This window comes from Enterobacter sp. S-33, from assembly GCF_028735835.1.
In the GTDB taxonomy this organism is placed as follows: domain Bacteria; phylum Pseudomonadota; class Gammaproteobacteria; order Enterobacterales; family Enterobacteriaceae; genus Enterobacter; species Enterobacter vonholyi.
This window is the reverse complement of the sequence record NZ_CP117838.1, coordinates 4064401-4089881: the sequence shown is the minus strand read 5'-3', so window position 1 is coordinate 4089881 and position 25481 is coordinate 4064401. Positions and strand designations below refer to the sequence as shown.

The window sequence follows — 25481 nt, the reverse complement described above, 5'->3', positions numbered from 1 at the left end:
ACTCATGCTGTTAAATGCGTTGGCCGCTCTCGGACACCGTGGCATAAAAACCATCAGGACGTTCGGGCGTGCCGGATTGATGTTATTCAACGCCCTGGTTGGCAAGCCGGAATTCCGTAAGCACGCGCCGCTATTGGTGCGCCAGCTTTATAATGTCGGCGTGCTGTCGATGCTCATCATCATTGTCTCCGGTCTGTTTATCGGTATGGTGCTTGGGCTGCAGGGCTATCTTGTTCTGACAACCTACAGTGCGGAAACTAGTCTCGGGATGCTGGTGGCGCTCTCGCTGCTGCGCGAGCTGGGGCCCGTTGTGGCGGCGCTGCTTTTCGCCGGGCGCGCGGGGTCGGCCTTAACGGCTGAAATTGGCCTGATGCGCGCGACCGAGCAGCTCTCCAGCATGGAGATGATGGCGGTCGATCCGCTGCGTCGCGTGATCTCGCCGCGTTTCTGGGCGGGGGTCATCTCTTTACCGCTGCTGACGATACTGTTTGTCGCCGTGGGTATCTGGGGCGGTTCGCTGGTTGGCGTGCACTGGAAAGGCATTGACGCCGGTTTCTTCTGGTCTGCCATGCAGGACGCCATTGACCTGCGAATGGATCTGGTTAACTGCCTGATTAAGAGCGTGGTATTTGCCATTACGGTTACCTGGATTGCATTGTTTAATGGTTACGATGCGATTCCGACGTCGGCGGGCATTAGCCGTGCTACTACACGTACAGTCGTTCATTCGTCGCTGGCCGTACTGGGTCTGGATTTTGTGCTCACCGCACTGATGTTTGGGAATTGAGTTCATGCAAACGAGAAAAAATGAAATTTGGGTCGGTGTATTCCTGCTGCTGGCGCTGCTAGCCGCACTGTTTATCTGCCTGAGAGCGGCGGATATCACGTCTGTGCGCACAGAACCGACGTATCGCATCTATGCCACCTTCGATAACATCGGCGGGCTGAAGGCGCGTTCACCGGTCCGTATTGGCGGCGTGGTGATCGGGCGCGTATCCGACATTACGCTGGATGAGAAGACCTATCTGCCTCGCGTCGCGATGGATATCGAAGAGCGTTACAACCACATTCCGGACACCAGCTCCCTGTCTATCCGGACTTCCGGTCTGCTGGGCGAACAATATCTGGCGCTTAACGTCGGTTTTGAAGACCCCGAGCTGGGAACGACTATCCTTAAGGACGGGAGCGTGATCCAGGACACCAAGTCCGCCATGGTGCTGGAAGATATGATTGGTCAGTTCCTTTACAACAGTAAAGGGGATGATAAAAAGTCTGACAATGCCCCTGCGCAGAGTGAAGACCATACCAACGCCGCGCCGACCCCAGGTGCTGCGAATTAATATCAGGAGAAGTCATTCATGTTTAAACGACTGTTAATGGTTGCCATGCTGGTCATCGCCCCTCTTACCGCCGCCCACGCTGCGGATCAGAGTAACCCGTACAAACTGATGGACGAAGCGGCGAAGAAGACATTCGACCGTCTTAAAAACGAACAGCCTAAGATTCGTTCTAATCCTGATTACCTGCGTGACGTGGTTGACCAGGAGCTGCTGCCGTACGTGCAGATCAAATATGCGGGTGCGCTGGTGCTGGGCCGCTATTACAAAGACGCGACTCCTGCGCAGCGTGAGGCCTACTTTGCCGCGTTCCGTGAATACCTGAAACAGGCCTATGGCCAGGCGCTGGCGATGTACCACGGTCAGACCTATCAGATTGCGCCCGAGCAGCCGCTGGGCGATGCGACCATCGTCCCTATCCGTGTGACGATCAACGATCCTAACGGTCGTCCGCCGGTTCGTCTGGATTTCCAGTGGCGTAAAAACAGCCAGACCGGTCACTGGCAGGCGTATGACATGATCGCCGAAGGCGTAAGCATGATCACCACCAAACAGAACGAATGGAGCGATCTGCTGCGCACCAAAGGCATTGATGGCCTGACCGCTCAGCTGCAGTCCATTGCTCGTCAGAAAATCACGCTGGACGAGAAGAAGTAATGTCACAGCAACTCAGCTGGTCGCGTGAAGGCGAGACGTTAAAGCTGTCCGGTGAACTGGATCAGGATCTGCTGAACCCACTGTGGGACAAACGCCATGAAGTGATGCAGGGCGTGACGCTTATCGACTTAACCGAGGTCACGCGGGTGGATACGGCCGGGGTTGCGCTGCTTGCCCATCTGATTGCTGTAGAGAAAAAGCAGGGGGCTAGCGTCACGCTTCGCGGCGCGAGCGAGAATGTCGTGACCCTTGCTCAGCTCTACAATCTTCCTCAGGACGTATTGCCTCGTTAATATTTTCAGTGCGTTACTTCCGAAAGCCCTGACAGTTTCATCGTCAGGGCTTTTTGCTTGTTTAAGACAACGCCACTTTGCTCTAAGATGTTGGGCTTGTTTTCACTATCAGATGATTAAGAACCCATGGAAAATCATGAAATCCAGACAGTGCTGATGAATGCACTCTCCCTTCAGGAAGCCCACGTCACTGGCGATGGCAGTCACTTCCAGGTTATTGCTGTGGGTGAGATGTTCGACGGTATGAGCCGCGTGAAGAAACAGCAGGCTGTGTACGCGCCGCTGATGGAATATATTGCGGATAACCGCATCCACGCCCTGTCGATTAAAGCGTTCACCCCGCAAGAGTGGGCACGCGATCGCAAACTAAACGGTTTTTGAGCTGAGGGCGACAGGCCCGCAGCACGGTTGAATTTATAAGAGAGCACACAATGGATAAATTTCGTGTACAGGGGCCAACGCGTCTCCAGGGCGAAGTCACAATTTCTGGCGCGAAAAACGCCGCGCTGCCAATCCTCTTTGCTGCGCTGCTGGCTGAAGAGCCGGTAGAAATTCAGAACGTACCGAAGCTGAAAGATATCGACACCACCATGAAGCTGCTCACCCAGCTGGGCACGAAAGTTGAGCGTAACGGTTCCGTCTGGATCGACGCCAGCAAGGTGAACAACTTCTCAGCACCTTACGATCTGGTGAAAACCATGCGTGCATCCATCTGGGCGCTTGGCCCGCTGGTGGCGCGTTTTGGTCAGGGTCAGGTTTCTCTGCCGGGCGGTTGCGCCATCGGTGCGCGTCCGGTTGACCTGCACATCTTTGGTCTGGAAAAACTGGGCGCAGAGATCAAGCTGGAAGAAGGTTACGTTAAAGCGTCCGTTAATGGTCGTCTGAAAGGCGCGCACATTGTCATGGACAAAGTGAGCGTGGGCGCAACGGTCACCATTATGTCTGCGGCGACGCTGGCAGAAGGCACCACCATCATCGAAAACGCCGCGCGTGAACCGGAGATTGTGGATACCGCCAACTTCCTCGTGGCGCTGGGTGCGAAGATCTCCGGCCAGGGTACCGACCGTATCACCATCGAAGGCGTTGAGCGTCTGGGCGGTGGCGTGTATCGCGTTCTGCCGGACCGTATCGAAACCGGTACATTCCTGGTCGCAGCGGCGATTTCTGGCGGTAAGATTGTTTGTCGCAACGCGCAGCCAGATACCCTGGATGCGGTGCTGGCGAAACTGCGCGATGCGGGTGCGGATATTGAAGTCGGTGAAGACTGGATCAGCCTCGATATGCATGGCCAGCGTCCAAAAGCAGTCAATGTGCGTACGGCGCCACACCCGGCGTTCCCAACTGACATGCAGGCGCAGTTCACCCTGCTGAACCTGGTCGCCGAGGGTACTGGCTTCATCACAGAAACCATTTTCGAGAACCGCTTTATGCACGTACCGGAGCTGATCCGTATGGGTGCACGTGCTGAGATCGAAAGTAATACCGTGATTTGCCATGGCGTTGAGACGCTGTCCGGCGCTCAGGTGATGGCAACCGATCTGCGTGCGTCTGCAAGCCTGGTGCTGGCGGGTTGTATCGCGGAAGGTACAACGATCGTGGATCGTATCTATCACATCGATCGTGGCTATGAGCGTATCGAAGATAAACTGCGCGCGCTGGGTGCCAACATCGAGCGTGTGAAGGGCGAGTAATCGTTCCGGCAGCCCCCTGCCAGAAATGACCGGGGGGTTGCTGTTCCTGTCAAAAAACGCGTTATTCCTGCGGTTCTCTTTTTACTCTTCTCTGGCGAATCATGCGCGATCTGTCGATAAATTCATGGGTAATGGGATCGTGGTAGCGTGAAGGCCAAATCACCCACGGATGCGTATCCAGTGCCGTTGCGATAATTAATTCTCCTTTGGGCCAGGGGCGGGTGAGGGCGTTTGCCAGAGTTGAAGAACTCAGTCCATGGCGGCGGGACTCTGCTGCCAGTGAAGTGCCTTTTTTGCGCAGTGCGGCAATAATATCAGCCGTGTGCCAGTCGATAAATTTCGTATCCATAACGCCGTCCTTAAGTTCGGATTCACCTACGCCGTTTCTTCTGAAACGACGGGGTTTACTATACCCATTTCAACTTCTTGTTCTAAAAAGTTCGCGTTACTTGATGGGATATTCAGAATAAGACATGGCTTTATTCATGCGGTCTCTAAACCGATGAATTTACATGAACACGGAATTTACAGGCGTGTACAGGAACTCCCCGCTATCGCTGCGGGGAGATACAAGGGGATTAACGGTCGCGCTGGACGGCGATGTGGGCAAGACCAATCAGTGCCTCGCGCCACGGACTGTCTGGAATAACCTGAAGCGCTTCGATGGCTTTGTCGGCTTCTTCTTCCGCACGCTGACGGGTCCATTCCAGCGATCCGCAGATAGCCATGGTTTCCAGTACAGGTTCCAGAAGATGGCGACCATTTCCCTGCTCAATCGCTTCGCGGATCATTTTCGACTGGTCGGCTGTTCCGTTCCGCATAGCATGCAGCAGCGGCAGGGTCGGTTTGCCTTCGTTCAGGTCATCGCCCACGTTTTTGCCGAGCGTCTCGCCGTCCGCACTGTAGTCCAGTAAATCATCGATCAGCTGGAATGCCGTACCCAGATAGCGGCCATAGTCCTGCAGGCCCTTTTCCTGTGCTTCGGTACAGTCAGCCAGAATGCCGGAACACTGGGCCGCCGCTTCAAACAGGCGCGCGGTTTTGCTGTAGATCACGCGCATGTAGTTTTCTTCGGTGATGTCAGGATCGTTCACGTTCATCAGCTGCAGCACTTCGCCTTCAGCAATGACGTTTACGGCTTCGGACATTACTTCCAGCACTTTAAGGGAGCCCAGACTGGTCATCATCTGGAAGGCGCGGGTATAAATAAAATCTCCCACCAGGACGCTGGCTGCGTTCCCGAAAGCGGCGTTTGCCGTGGCTTTGCCACGACGCATATCCGATTCATCCACCACATCGTCATGCAGAAGCGTCGCAGTGTGGATAAATTCGATGAGCGCTGCGATAGTGATGTGGGCATTTCCCTGATAGCCAACGGCTCTGGCAGCCAGAATGGCAATCATCGGACGAATGCGTTTACCGCCGCCGCTGACGATGTAATAACCCAACTGATTGATCAGTTGAACGTCAGAGTTGAGTTGCTCCAGGATTGCTGCATTCACACCCGCCATATCTTGCGCGGTTAACTCGTTGATTTTTTCTAAATTCATCGCAAAAGCCGGGCTTTTTATCCTGTTGATCCCATCTTCAATGGGGTAACGAAGGGTTTCGGTTTATCAATAGTAGTGCTGATTGTACTGAAAAAACGGCTCAGATAAACGTTACCGTACGTGTTGTGTTTTTTTTCTTCATGTATTGACGGTAGCACTTGTCAAAGGCTCGCGTTTTGCGTAATATTCGCGCCCTATTGTGAATATTTATAGCGCACTCTGATTCATACGAGGACGTGCGCGGAAGCGGAGTTTATATGTACGCGGTTTTCCAAAGTGGTGGTAAACAACACCGAGTAAGCGAAGGTCAGACCGTTCGCCTGGAAAAGCTGGACATCGCAACTGGCGAATCTGTTGAGTTCGCTGAAGTTCTGATGATCGCAAACGGTGAAGAAGTCAAAATCGGCGTTCCTTTCGTTGATGGCGGCGTTATCAAAGCTGAAGTTGTTGCACACGGTCGTGGCGAGAAAGTTAAAATCGTTAAGTTTCGTCGTCGTAAGCACTACCGTAAGCAGCAGGGCCACCGTCAGTGGTTCACTGATGTGAAAATTACTGGCATCAGCGCCTAAGACCTGAGGAGAGATTTAAATGGCACATAAAAAGGCTGGCGGCTCCACACGTAACGGTCGCGATTCAGAAGCTAAACGCCTGGGCGTTAAGCGTTTCGGTGGCGAATCCGTTCTGGCGGGTAGCATCATCGTTCGTCAACGTGGTACCAAATTCCACGCTGGCAACAACGTAGGTTGCGGTCGTGACCACACTCTGTTTGCTAAAGCAGACGGTAAAGTGAAATTTGAAGTTAAAGGCCCGAACAACCGTAAATACATCAGCATCGTTGCTGAGTAAGGTTTTCTCGGTCCGGTAACGGATTAAAGCCCCGCAACCTGTTGCGGGGCTTTTTACATTGGAAACCCGGTAATTTTTTCTGTAGGGAAAACGGGCATGAAGCAGCAGGCCGGCATTGGTATTCTTTTGGCGCTCACTACCGCAATGTGCTGGGGTGCGCTGCCAATTGCAATGAAGCAGGTACTGGAAGTGATGGAGCCGCCTACGGTGGTTTTTTATCGCTTTCTGATGGCAAGCATCGGCCTCGGGGCCATTCTGGCAATCAAAGGTAAGCTTCCACCCTTGCGGCTCTTTCGTAAACCGCGCTGGCTGGTATTGCTGGCTATCGCGACGGGCGGTCTGTTCGGTAACTTCATCCTGTTCAGCTCTTCCCTGCAATATCTCAGCCCCACGGCGTCGCAGGTGATAGGTCAGCTTTCACCGGTTGGCATGATGATCGCCAGCGTCTTTATCCTCAAGGAAAAGATGCGTGGTACGCAGATTATCGGGGCGAGCATGCTGCTATGCGGTCTGGTGATGTTCTTCAACACCAGTCTGATTGAGATTTTCACTCGCCTGACGGATTACACATGGGGTGTAATTTTCGGTGTGGGGGCAGCAACGGTCTGGGTGAGCTATGGCGTCGCACAAAAGGTGTTATTGCGTCGTCTTGCCTCACAGCAGATCCTCTTTTTGCTGTACACTTTGTGTACAATAGCATTGCTGCCATTAGCAAAGCCGGGAGTGATTTCTCAGCTTAGCGACTGGCAACTGGCGTGCCTCATTTTTTGTGGGCTGAACACGCTGGTCGGCTATGGCGCGCTGGCCGAAGCGATGGCGCGCTGGCAGGCAGCACAGGTGAGCGCGTTAATTACGCTTACTCCGCTGTTTACGCTGTTATTTTCAGATTTGTTATCAATGGCCTGGCCCGATGTCTTCGTCAGACCGATGCTCAACCTGTTGGGTTATCTCGGTGCGTTTGTCGTGGTTGCGGGCGCGATGTATTCCGCCATTGGTCATCGTCTTTGGGGACGTTGGCGCAAAAATGAAGCGGTTGTAGTAGTCCCCCGCTCAGGCGAATGAGTTACGGAGAGTAAAATGAAGTTTGTTGATGAAGCGACGATCCTGGTCGTGGCTGGTGATGGCGGCAACGGTTGCGTGAGCTTCCGCCGTGAAAAGTATATCCCACGTGGCGGTCCTGATGGCGGCGACGGCGGGGATGGTGGTGACGTGTGGCTGGAGGCGGATGAGAACCTCAACACGCTGATCGACTACCGTTTCGAAAAATCCTTCCGCGCTGAACGTGGCCAAAACGGCCAAAGCCGTGACTGTACCGGGAAACGCGGTAAAGACGTCACCATTAAAGTTCCGGTCGGTACGCGCGTGATTGACCAGGGGACCGGTGAAACCATGGGTGACATGACCAAACACGGTCAGCGCCTGATGGTGGCGAAAGGCGGCTGGCACGGTCTGGGTAACAGCCGTTTCAAATCTTCCGTTAACCGTACGCCGCGTCAGAAAACGATGGGTACGCCGGGCGATAAGCGCGACCTGCAGCTGGAGCTGATGCTTCTGGCAGACGTGGGCATGCTGGGTATGCCAAACGCCGGTAAATCGACGTTCATTCGCGCCGTCTCTGCGGCCAAGCCAAAAGTAGCAGACTATCCGTTTACCACGCTGGTACCAAGCCTGGGTGTTGTCCGTATGGATAACGAGAAGAGCTTCGTGGTTGCCGATATCCCGGGTCTGATTGAAGGCGCCGCGGAAGGGGCCGGTCTGGGGATTCGCTTCCTGAAGCACCTTGAGCGCTGCCGCGTACTGCTGCACCTTATCGATATCGATCCTATCGACGGTTCCGATCCGGTTGAAAACGCCCGTATCATCGTGGGCGAGCTGGAAAAATACAGCGAAAAACTGGCGAATAAACCACGCTGGCTGGTCTTCAACAAGATCGACCTGATGGACAAAACCGAAGCGGAAGCAAAAGCGAAAGCCATTGCTGAAGCGATGGGTTGGGAAGATAAGTACTACCTGATCTCTGCGGCAAGCCAGGTTGGCGTGAAGGATCTGTGCTGGGATGTGATGACATTCATCATTGAGAACCCAATTGTTCAGGCGGAAGAAGTCAAACAGCCTGAAAAAGTCGAATTCATGTGGGATGACTACCACCGTCAGCAGCTCGAAGAGCTGGAAGCGGAAGAAGACGATGAAGACTGGGACGATGACTGGGATGAAGACGACGAAGAAGGCGTCGAGTTCATCTACAAGCACTAATATCTGTTCAAAGCCCCCATTATGGGGGCTTTTTTATTGAAGCGTTGTGGGCAGCCAGCAGCTGGCGATTAAACCGCCTTCAGCGCCATTTTCAAGGGTCAGCCTGCCGTGGTGTAGCTGGACGATGCGCTGCACGATACTCAGGCCCAGACCGCTCCCTCCGTAGCGCTGGTCAAGGCGGCGGAATGGCTCGGTGATTGACACTCGGTGCGCTTCATCAATCCCTGGACCCTGATCGATAACGCTGATCTGCGTCCCCCCGTCGACCTCGGTTAATGTCACTGTAATCGTTGTCCCTGGCGGGCTGTAGCGCCCTGCATTCTCCAGCAGGTTGCGCAGCATCAGGCGCAGGAGTACAGCGTCTCCCTGAACCGTGAGCGCGCTTTTAGCGGGCCAAATCACCGTATGCTCTTTGGCTTCATGGCCCAGGCCGAGAGGTTCAATGATATTTTCCGTCCAGTTCACGGTTTCGTAGTGCCCGCTCGCCATTGCCTGTCCGGCACGGGCCAGCATTAGTAGCTGTTCGACGGTATGCATGAGCTGATCGATACGGCTAATTAACGTCGCGGCCTGAGGCGCGCCTGACTGCGCCATGAGCTCAAGATGAAGCCGGATGCCGGCCAGAGGCGTTCTCAGCTCGTGTGCGGCGTCTGCGGTGAAGAGACGCTCCTGCTGAATGGTGTTATCCAGTCGTGCCAATAGCTGGTTCAGGGAGGTCGTCACCGCGCCAATTTCTTCCATGTCGGAATACATAGGAAGCGGGGTTAAGTTATCGGCCGAACGGTTAGCGAGACTGTCGCGGAGTTTATTCAGCGGTCGGGTTATCCAGGTTACCGCCCAGAAGGAGAAGAGCAGGGTAAAGCCGACCATCACCAGGGAAGGAACCAGCAGCGAGGCAATCGCTTCACGGATCTCTTTCTCGACGTGATTATTGCGCGCTTTTGCTGACAGCGTTTCGTTGACCAGAAAACCAATCTGTTCACGGCTTTCATGCCATAGCCAGATAACGCTTATCAGCTGGAAAAACAGGAGAATCACCGCCAGCAGCACCATCAAACGCCGACGCATGCTGTTCATTTCTGGCTCTCCAGACGATAGCCGACGCCGCGAACGGTTTTGATCCTGTCTTTGCCGAGTTTACGCCGCAGGTTATGGATGTGGACCTCAAGGGTATTTGAGCCGGGATCGTCCTGCCAGGAGTAAATATCCTGCTGGAGCGTTTCTCTGTGTACCGTTTGCCCGCTCCGCATGATCAGACGCGTAAGCAAGGCGAACTCTTTTGGCGTCACCTCTACGGCCTGATCCTGGCGCAGCACCTGCTGGGTTTGCAAATTCAGCGTAATATCGCCGTCGGTCAGTAAGTTATCACTATGGCCCTGATAGCGGCGAATCAACGCTCGCACCCGAGCCTGCAGCTCCGCGAGCGCAAAAGGCTTCACCAGGTAATCATCAGCGCCTGCATCGAGGCCAGCGATACGGTCTTCAAGGGCATCTCGTGCCGTCAGGATCAATACCGGGTTGGCGATGCCGCGACGTCGCCACTGGCCGAGCAGCGTGGCGCCGTCTTTATCAGGCAAGCCCAAATCGAGGATCACCAGACTGTATTCGCCGCTCTGAATCAGAGAGTCCGCCTCCGCTGCGGTGCCAGCACAGTCGAGGGCGTACCCTTCATTGGCCAGACCTAGCGCCAGCCCCTCCTGCAATAACAGATCGTCTTCAACTATGAGTAGTTTCATCGCTAGTTATTCTGATAGATGTCCTTATAAAGCCTGCTTTCGAAGCGAACAAGCGGAATACGACGATTGCGCTGGTCGGTCGGTTCGACGGCATAGCCGGAAAGATACTGCACGAATGCCATGCGTTGTCCGCTGGCGGTAGTGATGAAGCCTGCAAGGTTGTAAACCCCCTGCAGTGAGCCTGTTTTCGCGGAGACTTTACCATCCACACCGGCAGCGTGAAGCCCGGCACGGTACTGCAGAGAACCGTCATGCCCGGCCAGCGGCAGCATTGAAATAAAGTTTAGCTCAGTGTCGTGCTGTGCAATGTACTGAAGCACCTGCATCATCGTGGCCGGAGAGATCAAATTATGACGCGATAGTCCGGAGCCATCGACGGCGATGGTATTACCCAGATCGATTCCGGCCTGCTGGCGCAGGATCTGCCGAACCGCGTCTGAACCCGCGCGCCAGGTTCCCGGCACGCCGAAACGCGCGTGACCAATCATGCGAAACACCGTATCGGCAATCATGTTGTCCGATTTTTTCAGCATGATCCGCAGTAAATCATGCAGCGGAGGAGACTGTTTGCTGGCGATGACCGTGCCGGGCTGGTTGACCTGCGTCTGACGAAGCAGCGTGCCGGTATAAGTTATGCCCGCTTGCTTCAGTTCATCTTTCAGAATTGCACCCGCATAGCTTGCCCCATCCTGTATCGCAAAGGCCAGGGGCAGTGGATCGGCGCGCTGCGTCAGGCAGCCGGTAAGGGTGAAGCGGTTAAGATCGCCAGGCACGACGTCCAGCTCACAATATTGCGCATCCGGGGAACCTTTCGCCAGCGTGCGAACCTGGCTAAACATGGTGACCGGGTAGTAGGATGCTATGCGGATAAATGCTAAATCATCTGGCTTTGGCGCGCTGTAAAGTGAAACCGAGAAGCAGTTACGGTCAACAATCGCGGCGGCGGGTGGGGCGCTAAAGCACTGGGTCATGTCGTTCCACGGCCAGCCAGGAGCTTTATCGTGGCTGGCAAAGATGGACGTGTCAATCAGCACATTGCCATCAATTTTCTGCACGCCAGATTTTTTCAGTACCGCAACCATATTGCGGATATCCTGGCGTTTAAAGGTCGGATCGCCGCCAAAACGGGCGATAAGATCGCCTTTCAGTTCGCCACCCTCGACGTTACCTTTGGTCTCGAGTGTGGTCGTAAAACGGAAGTCAGGACCGAGCTGGAGCAAGGCGGCGAGGGCAGTGATCACCTTTTGGGTACTGGCAGGCAGCGCCATCTGTTGACTGTGATAGTCAATCTCGGGAGCCTGTGCGCCAACCTTCTGCACCATCAGGGCAAGGTTCGCGCCTGCGGGGAGCTGATTAATGTACTCATCAACATTCGCGGCCTGGGCAGTGAACGTTAAACTGGTAGTCAATCCGATGATAAATCTGGAAAATCGCATAATCTCGCGCTAACAACCCGAAAACAAACCGTCATACTACGGTGCATAGCACTGCAAAGTAAACGATGACCCATAGTGAACTTCGCGGTAAAATGCATATCAAATTGAAAAATTGCTGCTGACCTGGGGCATTGCTCCCGGGTCGGTTTTCTTTTTGCTTCTTGCCCGCTTAGGTGGGCAGGAGCAGGGAACACTGCTCCCAACAGGAATGTTTAAGAGGTATAACAAATGCAAGCTATTCCGATGACCTTACGTGGTGCCGAAAAACTGCGCGAAGAGCTGGATTTCCTGAAATCCGTGCGTCGTCCTGAAATCATCGCCGCTATCGCGGATGCGCGCGAGCATGGCGACCTGAAAGAGAACGCTGAATACCACGCCGCTCGTGAGCAGCAGGGTTTCTGTGAAGGGCGTATTAAAGATATCGAGGCAAAACTGTCCAATGCACAGGTTATCGATATCACCAAAATGCCTAACAATGGGCGTGTGATCTTTGGTTCTACCGTGACCGTGCTGAACCTGGACAACGACGAAGAGCAGACCTATCGCATCGTCGGTGATGATGAAGCAGACTTCAAACAGAACCTGATTTCAGTAAACTCTCCGATTGCTCGCGGCCTGATTGGCAAAGAGCAGGACGATGTTGTCACCATCCGCACCCCTGGCGGTGAAGTGGAATACGAAATTATTAAGGTTGAATACCTGTAATTCGCTTCTCTAGTAAGATGTTGATACATTGTAAAGAAAAGAAAAAGGCCGCATAGCGGCCTTTTATCAACTCAAGGAGCATGGCATTTTGCTCGCCTGCTGACAGAAATCCCTCGTTTCACACAGAAAATGTGTTTAATTCAGGATATCCTTAGCGTGGCAGCGAGATTTTACGCTCTTTAGATGGGCGGTAGAGCACCAGCGTTTTACCGATGACCTGTACATTACAGGCGCCGGTTTCGCGCACGATGGCTTCCACGATCAGGTTTTTAGTGTCTCTGTCTTCAGAGGCGATTTTCACCTTGATCAGCTCGTGGTGTTCCAGCGCTTGTTCAATCTCGGCAAGCACCCCTTCGGTCAAACCATTGTTGCCAAGCATCACTACAGGCTTGAGCGGATGTGCCAGACCTTTAAGGTGCTGTTTTTGTTTAGTACTAAGATTCATCGTATATTTTTGCTTACGTTGGGATTGAAAACGGTTCATTCTACCGCCATCTCCCTTATATCGCCAAATAGCTGCGTAGAAATTTACGTCACAGGCAGGTAACGATGAACCAGGACGGAAATGTTAAATGACAGGTAAAAAGCGTTCTGCCAGCTCCAGCCGCTGGCTTCAGGAACACTTTAGCGATAAATATGTTCAACAGGCACAGAAAAAGGGGTTGCGTTCCCGTGCCTGGTTTAAACTTGATGAAATACAGCAAAGTGACAAACTTTTTAAGCCGGGGATGACGGTTGTAGACCTCGGTGCGGCACCTGGCGGATGGTCCCAGTATGCGGTAACGCAGATCGGCGGAACGGGCCGAATCATCGCGTGCGATCTTTTACCAATGGATCCCATCGTCGGTGTCGACTTCCTTCAGGGCGACTTTCGTGATGAATTAGTGCTGAAAGCGTTACTTGATCGTGTAGGTGACAGTAAGGTCCAGGTTGTCATGTCAGATATGGCACCAAATATGTGCGGAACACCGGCGGTGGATATCCCCCGCGCCATGTATCTGGTGGAGCTAGCGTTAGAAATGTGTCGTGATGTACTAGCGCCTGGTGGTAGTTTTGTTGTGAAGGTGTTTCAGGGCGAAGGTTTCGAGGAGTATCTTAAGGAAATTCGCTCCCTGTTTGCGAAGGTTAAAGTTCGTAAGCCGGACTCTTCCCGGGCCCGTTCCCGAGAAGTGTATATTGTAGCGACCGGGCGAAAATGATAACCGGTAGATTTCAGGCGAAAGTTTGAATGAAACTGGATATAGAGTATCCTGACGCTGTTTTTAACACAGTTGTAATATGAGGTTAATCCCTTGAGTGACATGGCGAAAAACCTAATACTCTGGCTGGTCATTGCCGTTGTGCTGATGTCAGTATTCCAGAGCTTTGGGCCCAGCGAGTCGAATGGCCGCAAGGTGGATTATTCTACCTTCCTGCAGGAGGTCAATCAGGACCAGGTTCGCGAAGCGCGTATCAACGGACGTGAGATCAACGTTACCAAGAAAGATAGTAACCGTTACACGACTTACATCCCGGTGAACGATCCTAAGCTGCTTGATAACCTTCTGACCAAAAACGTCAAGGTGGTAGGTGAGCCGCCAGAAGAACCAAGCCTGCTGGCTTCTATCTTCATTTCCTGGTTCCCGATGCTGCTTCTTATCGGCGTCTGGATCTTCTTTATGCGCCAGATGCAGGGCGGCGGTGGCAAAGGTGCCATGTCGTTCGGTAAGAGCAAGGCGCGTATGCTAACGGAAGACCAGATCAAGACCACGTTCGCTGACGTCGCCGGTTGTGACGAAGCGAAAGAAGAGGTCGGTGAACTGGTTGAATACCTGCGTGAACCGAGCCGTTTCCAGAAGCTGGGCGGTAAGATCCCGAAAGGGGTGCTGATGGTTGGCCCTCCGGGTACCGGTAAAACCCTGCTGGCGAAAGCCATCGCGGGCGAAGCGAAGGTGCCGTTCTTTACTATTTCAGGTTCTGACTTCGTCGAAATGTTCGTGGGTGTTGGTGCATCTCGTGTGCGTGACATGTTCGAGCAGGCCAAGAAGGCAGCACCGTGCATTATCTTCATCGATGAAATCGACGCCGTAGGCCGCCAGCGTGGCGCAGGTCTGGGCGGTGGTCACGATGAACGTGAACAGACGCTGAACCAGATGCTGGTTGAGATGGACGGCTTCGAAGGTAACGAAGGTATCATCGTTATCGCGGCGACTAACCGTCCGGACGTACTTGACCCTGCGCTGCTGCGTCCAGGCCGTTTCGACCGTCAGGTTGTTGTGGGTCTGCCGGACGTTCGCGGTCGTGAACAGATTCTGAAAGTTCACATGCGTCGCGTGCCGCTGGCGCCAGATATCGATGCGGCAATCATTGCGCGCGGTACTCCAGGCTTCTCCGGTGCGGACCTGGCTAACCTGGTCAACGAAGCTGCTCTGTTTGCCGCTCGCGGTAACAAGCGCGTCGTATCGATGGTGGAATTTGAGAAAGCGAAAGACAAAATCATGATGGGTGCGGAACGTCGCTCCATGGTGATGACGGAAGCGCAGAAAGAGTCCACGGCATACCACGAAGCGGGTCACGCGATTATCGGTCGCCTCGTGCCGGAACACGATCCGGTGCATAAAGTGACGATTATTCCGCGCGGTCGTGCGCTGGGTGTGACCTTCTTCCTGCCTGAAGGCGACGCGATCAGCGCCAGCCGTCAGAAACTGGAAAGCCAGATTTCTACCCTCTACGGTGGTCGTCTGGCAGAAGAGATTATCTACGGTGTGGAACATGTTTCTACCGGTGCGTCCAACGACATTAAAGTGGCGACAAACCTGGCGCGTAACATGGTGACTCAGTGGGGCTTCTCCGACAAACTCGGTCCGCTGCTGTACGCAGAGGAAGAGGGTGAAGTATTCCTGGGCCGTTCTGTGGCTAAAGCGAAACATATGTCCGATGAGACGGCACGTATCATCGACCAGGAAGTTAAATCTCTGGTAGAACGTAACTATGCGCGTGCGCGCCAGATCCTGAACGACAATATGGACATCCTGCATTCGATGAAAGATGCGCTCATGAAATATGAGACCATCGATGCACCGCAGATTGACGACCTGATGGCGCGCCGCGAAGTACGTCCGCCAGCAGGCTGGGAAGACCCAGGCGCTTCCAATAATTCTGACAACAATGGCACCCCGCGTGCGCCGCGTCCGGTTGATGAACCGCGTACGCCAAATCCGGGCAACACCATGTCAGAACAGTTGGGCGATAAGTAAGCCACTGCTGTTGAAGCGTTTGTCTGTACCTCAAACCCTGGAGCTTGCTCCGGGGTTTTTCATTTCTGTTTAACGATATAGATACCAGGGATTTCGCCATGAAATTATTCGCTCAGGACTCGCATCTCGATCTTTCACATCCCCACGTGATGGGGATCCTGAATGTTACCCCTGACTCCTTCTCTGACGGCGGTGCGCATAACACGCTTATCGAGGCGGTTAAGCACGCGAATTTAATGATTAATGCGGGTGCCACCATCATTGACGTTGGCGGCGAATCGACGCGTCCAGGCGCGGCGGACGTGTCTGTGGAAGAAGAGCTGGCGCGCGTGGTGCCGGTCGTTGAAGCAATCGCACAGCGGTTTGAAGTGTGGATCTCCGTTGACACCTCCAAACCAGAGGTGATCCGTGAAGTGGCGAGAGTAGGCGCTCACATTATCAATGATATCCGTTCACTTACCGAACCGGGGGCGATTGAGGCGGCTGCGGAAACGGGGCTGCCGGTTTGCCTGATGCATATGCAGGGCCAACCAAAAACTATGCAGGACGCGCCGAAGTATGACGATGTCTTTGCCGACGTAAATCGCTTCTTTATTGAGCATATCGAACGCTGTGAACGTGCAGGTATCCCAAAAGAGAAATTGCTGCTCGACCCAGGGTTCGGTTTCGGTAAAAATCTCTCCCACAATTATGCGTTGCTTGCGCGCTTATCGGAATTCCATCATTTTGGCCTGCCGTTACTGGTGGGAATGTCGAGAAAGTCGATGATTGGGCAGTTGCTGAACGTGGGGCCGAGCGAACGCCTGAGCGGCAGCCTGGCCTGCGCGGTGATTGCGGCGATGCAGGGTGCGCACATTATTCGTGTCCATGACGTCAAAGAAACAGTAGAAGCCATGCGTGTGGTGGAAGCCACACTGGCAGCGAAGGAAAACAAACGCTATGAGTAATCGTAAATATTTTGGTACCGACGGTATCCGTGGGCGCGTAGGCGATGCTCCCATCACCCCTGATTTTGTCCTGAAGCTCGGCTGGGCTGCTGGTAAAGTGCTTGCGCGTCATGGCTCACGTAAAATAATCATCGGTAAAGACACCCGTATTTCGGGCTATATGCTGGAGTCCGCCCTGGAAGCGGGTCTGGCGGCTGCGGGACTGTCCGCCTCCTTTACGGGCCCAATGCCAACGCCTGCAGTCGCGTATCTGACGCGCACCTTCCGTGCGGAAGCGGGGATTGTCATTTCAGCTTCTCACAACCCGTTCTACGACAACGGCATTAAATTCTTCTCCATTGATGGCACCAAGCTGCCGGATGACGTGGAAGAAGCTATTGAAGCTGAGATGGAAAAAGAGATTACCTGTGTTGATTCCGCAGAGCTGGGTAAAGCGAACCGTATCGTCGATGCGGCGGGTCGCTATATCGAATTCTGTAAAGGTACCTTCCCGAATGAGCTGAGCCTGGCTCATCTGAAAATTGTGGTGGACTGTGCAAATGGCGCGACCTATCACATCGCCCCGAATGTCTTCCGCGAACTGGGTGCGAAAGTAATCACCATTGGCTGCGAGCCGAATGGTCTGAACATTAATGAGCAGGTGGGGGCAACTGACGTTCGTGCCCTGCAGGCGCGTGTTCTGGCAGAAAAAGCCGATCTGGGTATTGCGCTTGACGGCGACGGTGACCGCGTGATCATGGTCGACCACGAAGGTAACAAGGTCGACGGCGATCAGATCCTCTACATTATTGCCCGTGAGGGCCTGCGTCAGGGCCAGCTGCGCGGCGGTGCGGTAGGTACGCTGATGAGTAACATGGGCCTGGAACTGGCCCTGAAACAGCTCGGTATTCCTTTTGTCCGCGCGAAGGTGGGTGACCGCTATGTGCTGGAAAAACTGCAGGAGAAGGGCTGGCGTATCGGTGCAGAAAACTCGGGTCACGTGATCCTGCTCGACAAAACTACCACCGGTGACGGTATTGTGGCCGCGCTGCAGGTGGTTGCCGCTATGGCGCGCAACCATATGAGCCTGCACGACCTGTGCAGCGGCATGAAAATGTTCCCACAGATCCTGGTAAACGTACGCTTTACTGCCGGTAAAGGCGATCCGCTGGAAAATGAGAACGTCAAAGCGGTGATGGCTGACGTTGAAGCGGCCCTCGGCAATCGTGGACGCGTGCTGCTGCGTAAATCCGGCACTGAACCGCTGATCCGCGTGATGGTGGAAGGTGAAGACGAAGCGCAGGTAACCGAATTCGCGCACCGTATTGCGGATGCTGTAAAAGCTGCATAATCTTGCACGCTAAATGTTTAAAAAGGCGGCGTTTGCCGCCTTTGTTTTAAGCAATTAATGGCTTTTTGCTGTTTTTTTCCGCAGTTGATACAATGCGTCGAAAATGCCCTTGCGAAGGTGATTCGCTTTGGTTAGTATTCACACCCGCTTCAGTGGGAAACAGAAATCCTGCTAATTGGTCGAAGCATTGGTATGCGGCAAATCCGCAAGGAACAGGTTGATTATGTACGAAGCTCTTTTAGTTGTTTTCCTTATTGTAGCCATCGCTCTCGTAGCGCTGATTATGCTGCAGCAAGGTAAAGGCGCTGATATGGGAGCCTCCTTCGGAGCAGGCGCTTCCGGTACGCTGTTCGGTTCAAGTGGTTCTGCGAACTTCATGACCCGCACTACGGCGATTCTGGCTACGCTGTTCTTCATCATCAGCCTGGTGCTTGGCAATATCAACAGCAACAAGACCAGCAAAGGAAGCGAGTGGGAAAATCTGAGCGCGCCAGCGAAAACTGAGCAGACTCAGCCAGCTGCACCGGCTAAGCCAACCAGCGATATCCCGCACTAAGTATTCTGTACCGAGGTGGTGGAATTGGTAGACACGCTACCTTGAGGTGGTAGTGCCCTAACGGGCTTGTGGGTTCGAGTCCCATCCTCGGTACCAATATTCCAGAAAAAAGACGTCGAAAGACGTCTTTTTTTTCGTCTGCATATTCTGAGGTGTGGTTTTGTAGGCCCGGTAAGCGCAGCGCCACCGGGCAAAATGGCGGGTGGCGCTGCGCTTACCCGCCCTAAGAAAGTCCAAATAAAAAAGGCGTCCCCAGGACGCCTTTTGCATGCTACATCAGCGATTACTTCTTATCGCTATGCTCCAGGTTTTCAACCTGAGGCAGGCCGTTACCGGAATTCGCGGAGAGCAGGCCATTCTCAACATAGTTGAACAGCTTCTCGCGGGTATCGGTAATGTCCAAATTACGCATGGTCAGCTGACCAATACGATCGTCCGGTGAGAACACGGATTCACCTTTCTCCATGGTCAGACGCTCTGCTTTATAGGTCAGGTTTTCAGACACCGTATTCAGAATGGAGTAGTCGTTACCGCGACGCAGTTCCAGGGTCACCTCACCGGTGATCGCGCTTGCCACCCAACGCTGCAGGGCATCACGCAGCATCAGTGCCTGAGGATCGAACCAGCGGCCCTGATACAGCAGTTTACCCAGCTGACGGCCATGAGAGTGATACTGCTCAATGGTATCTTCGTTGTGAATACCGGTCAGCAGGCGCTCGTAAGCGATGTGCAGCAGTGCCATACCCGGGGCTTCATAGATGCCACGGCTTTTCGCTTCGATGATACGGTTTTCAATCTGATCGCTCATGCCCAGGCCGTGACGACCGCCAATCCGGTTAGCTTCCAGCATCAGCTCAACATCGTCTGAGAAGGTTTTACCGTTCAGCGCTACCGGATGGCCGCGTTCGAAACGTACGATAACTTCTTCAGCCTGGATTTTGACGTTCTCGTCCCAGAACTTCACGCCCATGATCGGGTTAACGATCTTCACGCTGGAGTTCAGGAATTCCAGGTCTTTCGCTTCGTGCGTCGCACCCAGCATGTTGGAGTCGGTGGAGTAGGCTTTCTCGACTGACATCTTATAGTCAAAGCCGCAGGCAATCATAAACTCGGACATCTCATGACGACCACCCAGCTCGTCGATGAAGTCGGTATCCAGCCACGGTTTGTAGATCTGCAGTTCGGCGTTGGCCAGCAGGCCATAACGATAGAAACGTTCGATATCGTTTCCTTTATAGGTGCTGCCGTCACCCCAGATGTTGACGCCGTCTTCTTTCATCGCCGCAACCAGCATGGTGCCGGTAACCGCACGGCCCAGCGGGGTAGTGTTGAAATAGGTCAGACCGCCGGTGGTGTTATGGAACGCACCGCACTGAATAGCCGCGATACCTTCCGCGACCAGTTGCTTACGGCAGTCAATCAGGCGCGCGTTCTCTGCACCATACTCTTTAGCGCGACGAGGAATTGCATCGTAGTCGTCCTCATCCGGCTGACCCAGGTTCGCAGTATAAGCATACGGAACCGCTCCCTTCTGGCGCATCCACAGCAGTGCAGCGCTGGTATCCAGGCCGCCTGAGAAAGCGATGCCAATACGTTGTCCTACCGGAAGATGCTTGAGAATCGTCGTCATAGAATAAAACCCTGCTTGATTGACTGATTAGAGACCGCTTTCGCTCTCTTGTGCATTTTTATGCAAAATAAGTGAGTATTCATTTAATCATCTTTTGGCGAAGACCGGAAGAGACTCGTGCGTTTTTTGTAAAAATTTTGGTCCGATCGAGCTGGCGGAAGTCGCCTTGACAGGTGGGGTAAACTATCAATATACTAAACGCCGATTTTACGTCCCGTCTTCGGTACCAAATCCCAGCATTATTTGCAAATTCTGTCCAAAACGCGTAGAATTTGCCACGTTTCAGGCGCGGGGTGGAGCAGCCTGGTAGCTCGTCGGGCTCATAACCCGAAGGTCGTCGGTTCAAATCCGGCCCCCGCAACCACTTTCCCATAAAGTTCTTTTTCAAATATACTGTGAAGACTTAGAGCCTTCGTAGCTGGATTTGAAAAAATTCTTTAGGAAAGTGCTCCAGGCCACAGTTGTGGCTATAGGGTTCAGTTATCTAAAGCCCCGATTTATCGGGGTTTTTTGTTATCTGACTACAGAATAACTGGGCTTTACGCCCTTTTTTTATGTCTTGGGGGTGGGCTTGTCCACATTAGAGCAAAAATTAACAGAGATGATTACTGCACCGGTCGAAGCACTGGGCTACGAACTGGTCGGCATCGAATTCGTTCGCGGCCGTACATCGACGCTGCGCATCTATATTGATAGTGAAGATGGCATCAATGTTGATGATTGTGCTGATGTCAGCCACCAGGTGAGTGCGGTTCTTGATGTTGAAGACCCAATTACCGTTGCGTACAACCTGGAAGTTTCCTCACCTGGCCTCGATCGCCCGATGTTCACGGCCGAGCACTATGTGCGCTTTACCGGTGAAGAAGTGGCTCTCGTTCTGCGTATGGCCGTACAGAACCGCCGTAAATGGCAGGGAATTATCAAAGCCGTTGATGGTGAAATGATCACGGTAACAGTCGAAGGCAAAGATGAAGTGTTCGCGCTGAGTAATATCCAGAAGGCGAACCTGGTTCCCCACTTTTAACAGTCTGGATTGAGGTGAAAAGCCCGCGATGAACAAAGAAATTTTGGCTGTTGTTGAAGCCGTCTCCAATGAGAAATCACTGCCGCGTGAGAAGATTTTCGAAGCGCTGGAAAGTGCACTGGCTACAGCAACCAAGAAAAAATACGAACAAGAGATCGATGTTCGCGTAGAAATCGATCGTAAAAGCGGTGACTTCGATACATTCCGTCGTTGGGTAATCGTTGAAGAAGTGACCCAGCCGACCAAAGAGATCACGCTGGAAGCCGCCCGTTTCGAAGACGAAAGTCTGAACGTGGGTGACTACGTTGAAGATCAGATTGAATCTGTGACCTTCGACCGTATCACCACCCAGACCGCTAAACAGGTTATCGTGCAGAAAGTGCGCGAAGCCGAGCGCGCGCTGGTTGTCGATCAGTTCCGCGATCAGGAAGGCGAGATCATCACCGGTGTGGTGAAGAAAGTGAACCGCGACAACATCTCCCTGGAGATCAAATCCGAAGGGTTGCCGGGTAACGCTGAAGCCGTGATCCTGCGTGAAGATATGCTGCCGCGTGAAAACTTCCGTCCAGGCGACCGTATTCGCGGTGTTCTGTACGCCGTTCGCCCTGAAGCGCGTGGTGCACAGCTCTTCGTGACCCGTTCTAAACCAGAAATGCTGGTAGAACTGTTCCGTATTGAAGTACCGGAAATCGGTGAAGAAGTTATTGAGATTAAAGCGGCGGCTCGCGATCCGGGCTCCCGTGCGAAAATTGCGGTGAAAACCAACGACAAGCGTATCGACCCGGTCGGTGCTTGCGTCGGTATGCGCGGTGCGCGCGTCCAGGCTGTTTCTACTGAGCTGGGCGGTGAACGAATTGATATCGTTCTGTGGGATGACAACCCGGCGCAGTTCGTGATCAACGCAATGGCTCCAGCTGATGTGGCGTCTATCGTTGTTGACGAAGACAAACACACCATGGATATCGCTGTTGAAGCGGGCAACCTGGCGCAGGCAATCGGCCGTAACGGTCAGAACGTACGCCTGGCGTCACAGCTGAGCGGCTGGGAACTCAACGTCATGACCGTTGATGACCTGCAGGCTAAGCATCAGGCTGAAGCCCATGCGGCGATCGATACCTTCACCAAATACCTGGATATTGACGAAGATTTCGCCACTGTTCTGGTAGAAGAAGGTTTCTCTACGCTGGAAGAACTGGCCTATGTGCCAATGAAAGAGCTGCTGGAAATTGACGGTCTGGATGAACCAACCGTTGAAGCCCTGCGTGAACGCGCTAAAAACGCACTGACCACCCTGGCACTGGCTCAGGAAGAAAGCCTTGGCGATAAGAAGCCGGCTGATGACCTGCTGAATCTGGAAGGTCTTGATCGTGCGATTGCGTTCAAGCTGGCTGCCCGTGGTGTTTGTACGCTGGAAGATCTCGCTGAGCAAGGCGTTGATGACCTGGCTGATATCGAAGGTTTAACCGACGAGAAAGCCGGCGAGCTCATCATGGCCGCACGTAATATTTGCTGGTTCGGCGACGAAGCGTAATAAACTGTAGCAGGAAGGAACAGCATGACTGATGTAACTGTAAAATCGCTGGCTGCTGAGATTCAGACCTCCGTGGACCGCCTGGTACAGCAATTTGCTGATGCAGGGATCCCGAAGTCCGCTGATGACTCGGTGACCGCGCAAGAAAAACAAACCTTGTTAACGCACCTGAACCGTGAACACGGTTCTACGCCTGACAAGTTAACGCTGCAGCGCAAAACGCGTAGCACGTTAAACATCCCTGGTACCGGTGGTAAAAGCAAATCGGTACAAATTGAAGTCCGCAAGACGCGCACCTTTGTAAAACGTGATCCGCAAGAGGCAGAACGCCTTGCCGCGGAAGAGCAGGCACAGCGTGAAGCGGAAGAACAAGCTCAGCGTGAGGCGGAAGCAGCCGCCAAACGTGAAGCAGAATTAAAAGCTGAACGTGAGGCCGCAGAAAAAGCGAAACGCGACGCAAGTGATAAAGTGAAGCGTGACGCTGCGGAAAAAGACAAAGTGAGCAATCAACAGACAGACGAAATGACCAAAACCGCCCAGGCTGAAAAAGCCCGCCGTGAAAATGAAGCTGCCGAGCTGAAGCGTAAAGCGGAAGAAGAAGCCCGCCGTAAGCTGGAAGAAGAAGCTCGCCGCGTCGCCGAAGAAGCGCGTCGTATGGCTGAAGAAAATGAGAAGAACGGTGTTGATACCGTTGAGCAGTCTGAAGACACCAGCGACTATCACGTGACCACTTCTCAGCACGCGCGTCAGGCTGAAGATGATAACGATCGTGAAGTTGAAGGCGGTCGTGGCCGTGGTCGTAATGCAAAAGCAGCGCGTCCGGCGAAAAAAGGCAACAAGCACGCTGAATCTAAAGCTGACCGTGAAGAAGCACGCGCGGCTGTTCGCGGTGGTAAAGGCGGCAAGCGTAAAGGTTCCGCTCTGCAGCAGGGCTTCCAGAAGCCAGCTCAGGCCGTTAACCGTGACGTTGTGATCGGCGAAACCATTACCGTTGGCGAACTGGCGAACAAGATGGCGGTTAAAGGCTCTCAGGTCATCAAAGCGATGATGAAGCTGGGCGCTATGGCAACCATCAACCAGGTGATCGATCAGGAAACTGCACAGCTGGTTGCGGAAGAAATGGGTCACAAAGTTATCCTGCGTCGTGAAAACGAGCTGGAAGAAGCGGTAATGAGCGACCGTGACACAGGTGCTGCGGCAGAACCGCGCGCACCGGTAGTGACCATCATGGGTCACGTTGACCACGGTAAAACCTCTCTGCTTGACTACATTCGCTCTACCAAGGTTGCCTCTGGCGAAGCGGGTGGTATTACCCAGCACATCGGTGCATACCACGTAGAAACTGACAACGGTATGATCACCTTCCTGGATACCCCGGGTCACGCCGCGTTTACCTCAATGCGTGCTCGTGGTGCTCAGGCGACGGATATCGTTGTTCTGGTTGTTGCTGCAGACGACGGCGTCATGCCGCAGACCATCGAAGCTATCCAGCACGCGAAAGCAGCGGGTGTGCCGGTTGTGGTTGCAGTGAACAAGATCGATAAGCCAGAAGCGGATCCCGATCGTGTTAAAAACGAACTTTCCCAGTACGGTATTCTGCCGGAAGAGTGGGGCGGCGAAAGCCAGTTCGTACACGTGTCTGCGAAAGCGGGTACCGGTATCGACGAACTGCTGGACGCGATCCTGCTGCAGGCCGAAGTTCTAGAGCTGAAAGCCATCCGTAACGGTATGGCGAGCGGTGCGGTTATCGAATCCTTCCTGGATAAAGGACGTGGCCCGGTTGCTACCGTTCTGGTTCGCGAAGGTACGCTGCATAAAGGCGATATCGTTCTGTGCGGTTTCGAATACGGTCGCGTTCGTGCAATGCGTAACGAACTGGGTCAGGAAGTGCTGGAAGCAGGTCCGTCCATTCCAGTTGAAATCCTGGGTCTGTCCGGTGTTCCGGCTGCTGGTGACGAAGTGACCGTGGTGCGTGACGAGAAGAAAGCGCGTGAAGTGGCACTTTATCGTCAGGGTAAATTCCGTGAAGTTAAACTGGCTCGTCAGCAGAAATCTAAACTCGAGAACATGTTTGCCAACATGACCGATGGCGAAGTTCACGAAGTGAACATCGTTCTGAAAGCCGACGTTCAGGGTTCTGTGGAAGCGATCTCCGACTCCTTGCTGAAACTGTCTACCGACGAAGTGAAAGTGAAGATCATCGGTTCTGGCGTAGGTGGTATCACCGAAACCGACGCGACCCTGGCTGCTGCGTCCAACGCTATCCTGGTTGGTTTCAACGTTCGTGCGGATGCGTCTGCGCGTAAAGTGATTGAAGCCGAAAGCTTGGATCTGCGTTACTACTCCGTCATCTATAACCTTATCGACGAAGTGAAAGCAGCGATGAGCGGCATGCTGTCTCCTGAGCTGAAACAGCAGATCATCGGTCTGGCTGAAGTACGTGACGTGTTCAAATCACCGAAATTCGGTGCAATCGCGGGCTGTATGGTTACCGAAGGTAACATCAAGCGTCACAACCCAATCCGCGTACTGCGTGACAACGTGGTTATCTACGAAGGCGAGCTGGAATCCCTGCGCCGCTTCAAAGATGACGTTAACGAAGTCCGTAACGGCATGGAATGTGGTATCGGCGTGAAGAACTACAACGACGTTCGCGTTGGCGATATGATCGAAGTGTTCGAGATCATCGAAATTCAGCGTACCATCGCTTAATTTTCGATTGT

Annotated in this window: 26 protein-coding genes and 2 tRNA genes; 21 read left to right on the top strand and 7 right to left on the bottom strand. The window is 53.5% G+C overall.

Annotation, left to right across the window (positions count from 1 at the left end):
* Positions 1-4: 4 nt before the first annotated feature.
* From mlaE to murA, 6 genes are all read left to right on the top strand, one after another.
* Positions 5-787 carry a lipid asymmetry maintenance ABC transporter permease subunit MlaE gene (mlaE, locus tag PUP35_RS19420; RefSeq protein ID WP_010436044.1) on the top strand — a complete coding sequence of 261 codons (783 nt, stop codon included), beginning with the start codon at positions 5-7 and terminating at the stop codon, positions 785-787.
* A gap of 4 nt (positions 788-791) precedes the next feature.
* Entirely contained in the window at positions 792-1340 is a 549-nt protein-coding gene (gene mlaD / locus PUP35_RS19415; RefSeq protein WP_008501455.1) for an outer membrane lipid asymmetry maintenance protein MlaD, read from the top strand.
* Between the two features lie 18 nt (positions 1341-1358).
* Positions 1359-1994, top strand: a complete 636-nt coding sequence (mlaC, locus tag PUP35_RS19410) for a phospholipid-binding protein MlaC (protein WP_045403542.1) — start codon at positions 1359-1361, stop codon at positions 1992-1994.
* Complete coding sequence (mlaB, locus tag PUP35_RS19405; protein ID WP_274240981.1) at positions 1994-2287, top strand: lipid asymmetry maintenance protein MlaB; 294 nt, start codon at positions 1994-1996, stop codon at positions 2285-2287. Before mlaC ends, mlaB begins: the two co-directional genes overlap by 1 nt.
* A gap of 126 nt (positions 2288-2413) precedes the next feature.
* Entirely contained in the window at positions 2414-2668 is a 255-nt protein-coding gene (gene ibaG, locus PUP35_RS19400; protein WP_008501458.1) for a BolA family iron metabolism protein IbaG, read from the top strand.
* A gap of 50 nt (positions 2669-2718) precedes the next feature.
* Complete coding sequence (gene murA / locus PUP35_RS19395) at positions 2719-3978, top strand: UDP-N-acetylglucosamine 1-carboxyvinyltransferase (RefSeq protein WP_115876352.1); 1260 nt, start codon at positions 2719-2721, stop codon at positions 3976-3978.
* Between the two features lie 61 nt (positions 3979-4039).
* Here murA and sfsB read toward each other — a convergent pair whose 3' ends face one another.
* Positions 4040-4327 (bottom strand): DNA-binding transcriptional regulator SfsB, encoded by a 288-nt coding sequence (sfsB, locus tag PUP35_RS19390; RefSeq protein ID WP_111964968.1) that lies wholly within the window; start codon positions 4325-4327, stop codon positions 4040-4042.
* 229 nt (positions 4328-4556) lie between these two features.
* Complete coding sequence (gene ispB / locus PUP35_RS19385; RefSeq protein ID WP_136195031.1) at positions 4557-5528, bottom strand: octaprenyl diphosphate synthase; 972 nt, start codon at positions 5526-5528, stop codon at positions 4557-4559.
* A 257-nt stretch (positions 5529-5785) separates the two neighbouring features.
* On the opposite strand from ispB, the gene rplU reads away from it, so the two are divergent.
* From rplU to cgtA, 4 genes are all read left to right on the top strand, one after another.
* Positions 5786-6097, top strand: a complete 312-nt coding sequence (gene rplU / locus PUP35_RS19380; RefSeq protein WP_003025032.1) for a 50S ribosomal protein L21 — start codon at positions 5786-5788, stop codon at positions 6095-6097.
* A gap of 19 nt (positions 6098-6116) precedes the next feature.
* Entirely contained in the window at positions 6117-6374 is a 258-nt protein-coding gene (gene rpmA / locus PUP35_RS19375) for a 50S ribosomal protein L27 (protein ID WP_004385076.1), read from the top strand.
* Between the two features lie 96 nt (positions 6375-6470).
* Entirely contained in the window at positions 6471-7436 is a 966-nt protein-coding gene (locus tag PUP35_RS19370; RefSeq protein WP_111964967.1) for a DMT family transporter, read from the top strand.
* Positions 7437-7451: 15 nt separating this feature from the next.
* Positions 7452-8627, top strand: coding sequence for an Obg family GTPase CgtA (cgtA, locus tag PUP35_RS19365; protein WP_115876351.1), 1176 nt, complete (start codon positions 7452-7454; stop codon positions 8625-8627).
* A 33-nt stretch (positions 8628-8660) separates the two neighbouring features.
* Here the strand turns inward: cgtA and pmrB are convergent, their stop codons facing one another.
* From pmrB to dacB, 3 genes are read right to left on the bottom strand one after another with little or no spacing between them, the layout of a single operon-like run.
* Positions 8661-9704 (bottom strand): two-component system sensor histidine kinase PmrB, encoded by a 1044-nt coding sequence (pmrB, locus tag PUP35_RS19360; protein ID WP_274240976.1) that lies wholly within the window; start codon positions 9702-9704, stop codon positions 8661-8663.
* The gene (gene pmrA / locus PUP35_RS19355; RefSeq protein WP_115876349.1) at positions 9701-10363 is read right to left on the bottom strand and encodes a two-component system response regulator PmrA; all 663 of its coding nucleotides are present in this window, start codon (positions 10361-10363) and stop codon (positions 9701-9703) included. The genes pmrB and pmrA overlap by 4 nt, the downstream gene beginning before the upstream one ends.
* A gap of 2 nt (positions 10364-10365) precedes the next feature.
* Positions 10366-11799, bottom strand: a complete 1434-nt coding sequence (gene dacB, locus PUP35_RS19350; RefSeq protein ID WP_115876348.1) for a serine-type D-Ala-D-Ala carboxypeptidase — start codon at positions 11797-11799, stop codon at positions 10366-10368.
* 228 nt (positions 11800-12027) lie between these two features.
* Between dacB and greA the strand changes: the two genes are divergently transcribed.
* Positions 12028-12504: a transcription elongation factor GreA gene (gene greA / locus PUP35_RS19345; RefSeq protein ID WP_014171793.1), complete on the top strand. Its 477-nt coding sequence runs from the start codon at positions 12028-12030 to the stop codon at positions 12502-12504.
* A gap of 151 nt (positions 12505-12655) precedes the next feature.
* Here greA and yhbY read toward each other — a convergent pair whose 3' ends face one another.
* Positions 12656-12949: a ribosome assembly RNA-binding protein YhbY gene (gene yhbY / locus PUP35_RS19340; RefSeq protein WP_003861814.1), complete on the bottom strand. Its 294-nt coding sequence runs from the start codon at positions 12947-12949 to the stop codon at positions 12656-12658.
* Positions 12950-13076: 127 nt separating this feature from the next.
* Here yhbY and rlmE point away from each other — a divergent pair, with 127 nt between their 5' ends.
* The 6 genes from rlmE (at position 13077) to PUP35_RS19310 (ending at position 18669) form a co-directional block, all read left to right on the top strand.
* Complete coding sequence (rlmE, locus tag PUP35_RS19335; protein ID WP_003861812.1) at positions 13077-13703, top strand: 23S rRNA (uridine(2552)-2'-O)-methyltransferase RlmE; 627 nt, start codon at positions 13077-13079, stop codon at positions 13701-13703.
* 102 nt (positions 13704-13805) lie between these two features.
* Entirely contained in the window at positions 13806-15740 is a 1935-nt protein-coding gene (gene ftsH / locus PUP35_RS19330; protein ID WP_010436002.1) for an ATP-dependent zinc metalloprotease FtsH, read from the top strand.
* Between the two features lie 98 nt (positions 15741-15838).
* Positions 15839-16687 carry a dihydropteroate synthase gene (gene folP / locus PUP35_RS19325; RefSeq protein ID WP_127732403.1) on the top strand — a complete coding sequence of 283 codons (849 nt, stop codon included), beginning with the start codon at positions 15839-15841 and terminating at the stop codon, positions 16685-16687.
* Positions 16680-18017, top strand: coding sequence for a phosphoglucosamine mutase (gene glmM / locus PUP35_RS19320; RefSeq protein WP_274240971.1), 1338 nt, complete (start codon positions 16680-16682; stop codon positions 18015-18017). The genes folP and glmM overlap by 8 nt, the downstream gene beginning before the upstream one ends.
* A 223-nt stretch (positions 18018-18240) precedes the next feature.
* Positions 18241-18573 (top strand): preprotein translocase subunit SecG, encoded by a 333-nt coding sequence (secG, locus tag PUP35_RS19315; RefSeq protein WP_023309338.1) that lies wholly within the window; start codon positions 18241-18243, stop codon positions 18571-18573.
* A gap of 9 nt (positions 18574-18582) precedes the next feature.
* A tRNA-Leu gene (locus PUP35_RS19310) sits at positions 18583-18669 on the top strand.
* Between the two features lie 187 nt (positions 18670-18856).
* Here PUP35_RS19310 and argG read toward each other — a convergent pair.
* Positions 18857-20203, bottom strand: coding sequence for an argininosuccinate synthase (gene argG / locus PUP35_RS19305; RefSeq protein ID WP_274240967.1), 1347 nt, complete (start codon positions 20201-20203; stop codon positions 18857-18859).
* A 287-nt stretch (positions 20204-20490) separates the two neighbouring features.
* On the opposite strand from argG, the gene PUP35_RS19300 reads away from it, so the two are divergent.
* From PUP35_RS19300 to infB, 4 genes are all read left to right on the top strand, one after another.
* Positions 20491-20567, top strand: a tRNA-Met gene (locus tag PUP35_RS19300).
* A 207-nt stretch (positions 20568-20774) separates the two neighbouring features.
* Positions 20775-21227 carry a ribosome maturation factor RimP gene (rimP, locus tag PUP35_RS19295; RefSeq protein WP_014833432.1) on the top strand — a complete coding sequence of 151 codons (453 nt, stop codon included), beginning with the start codon at positions 20775-20777 and terminating at the stop codon, positions 21225-21227.
* A gap of 28 nt (positions 21228-21255) precedes the next feature.
* Positions 21256-22758 carry a transcription termination factor NusA gene (gene nusA, locus PUP35_RS19290; protein WP_003861798.1) on the top strand — a complete coding sequence of 501 codons (1503 nt, stop codon included), beginning with the start codon at positions 21256-21258 and terminating at the stop codon, positions 22756-22758.
* 24 nt (positions 22759-22782) lie between these two features.
* Positions 22783-25470: a translation initiation factor IF-2 gene (gene infB / locus PUP35_RS19285; RefSeq protein WP_115876346.1), complete on the top strand. Its 2688-nt coding sequence runs from the start codon at positions 22783-22785 to the stop codon at positions 25468-25470.
* Positions 25471-25481 lie beyond the last annotated feature (11 nt).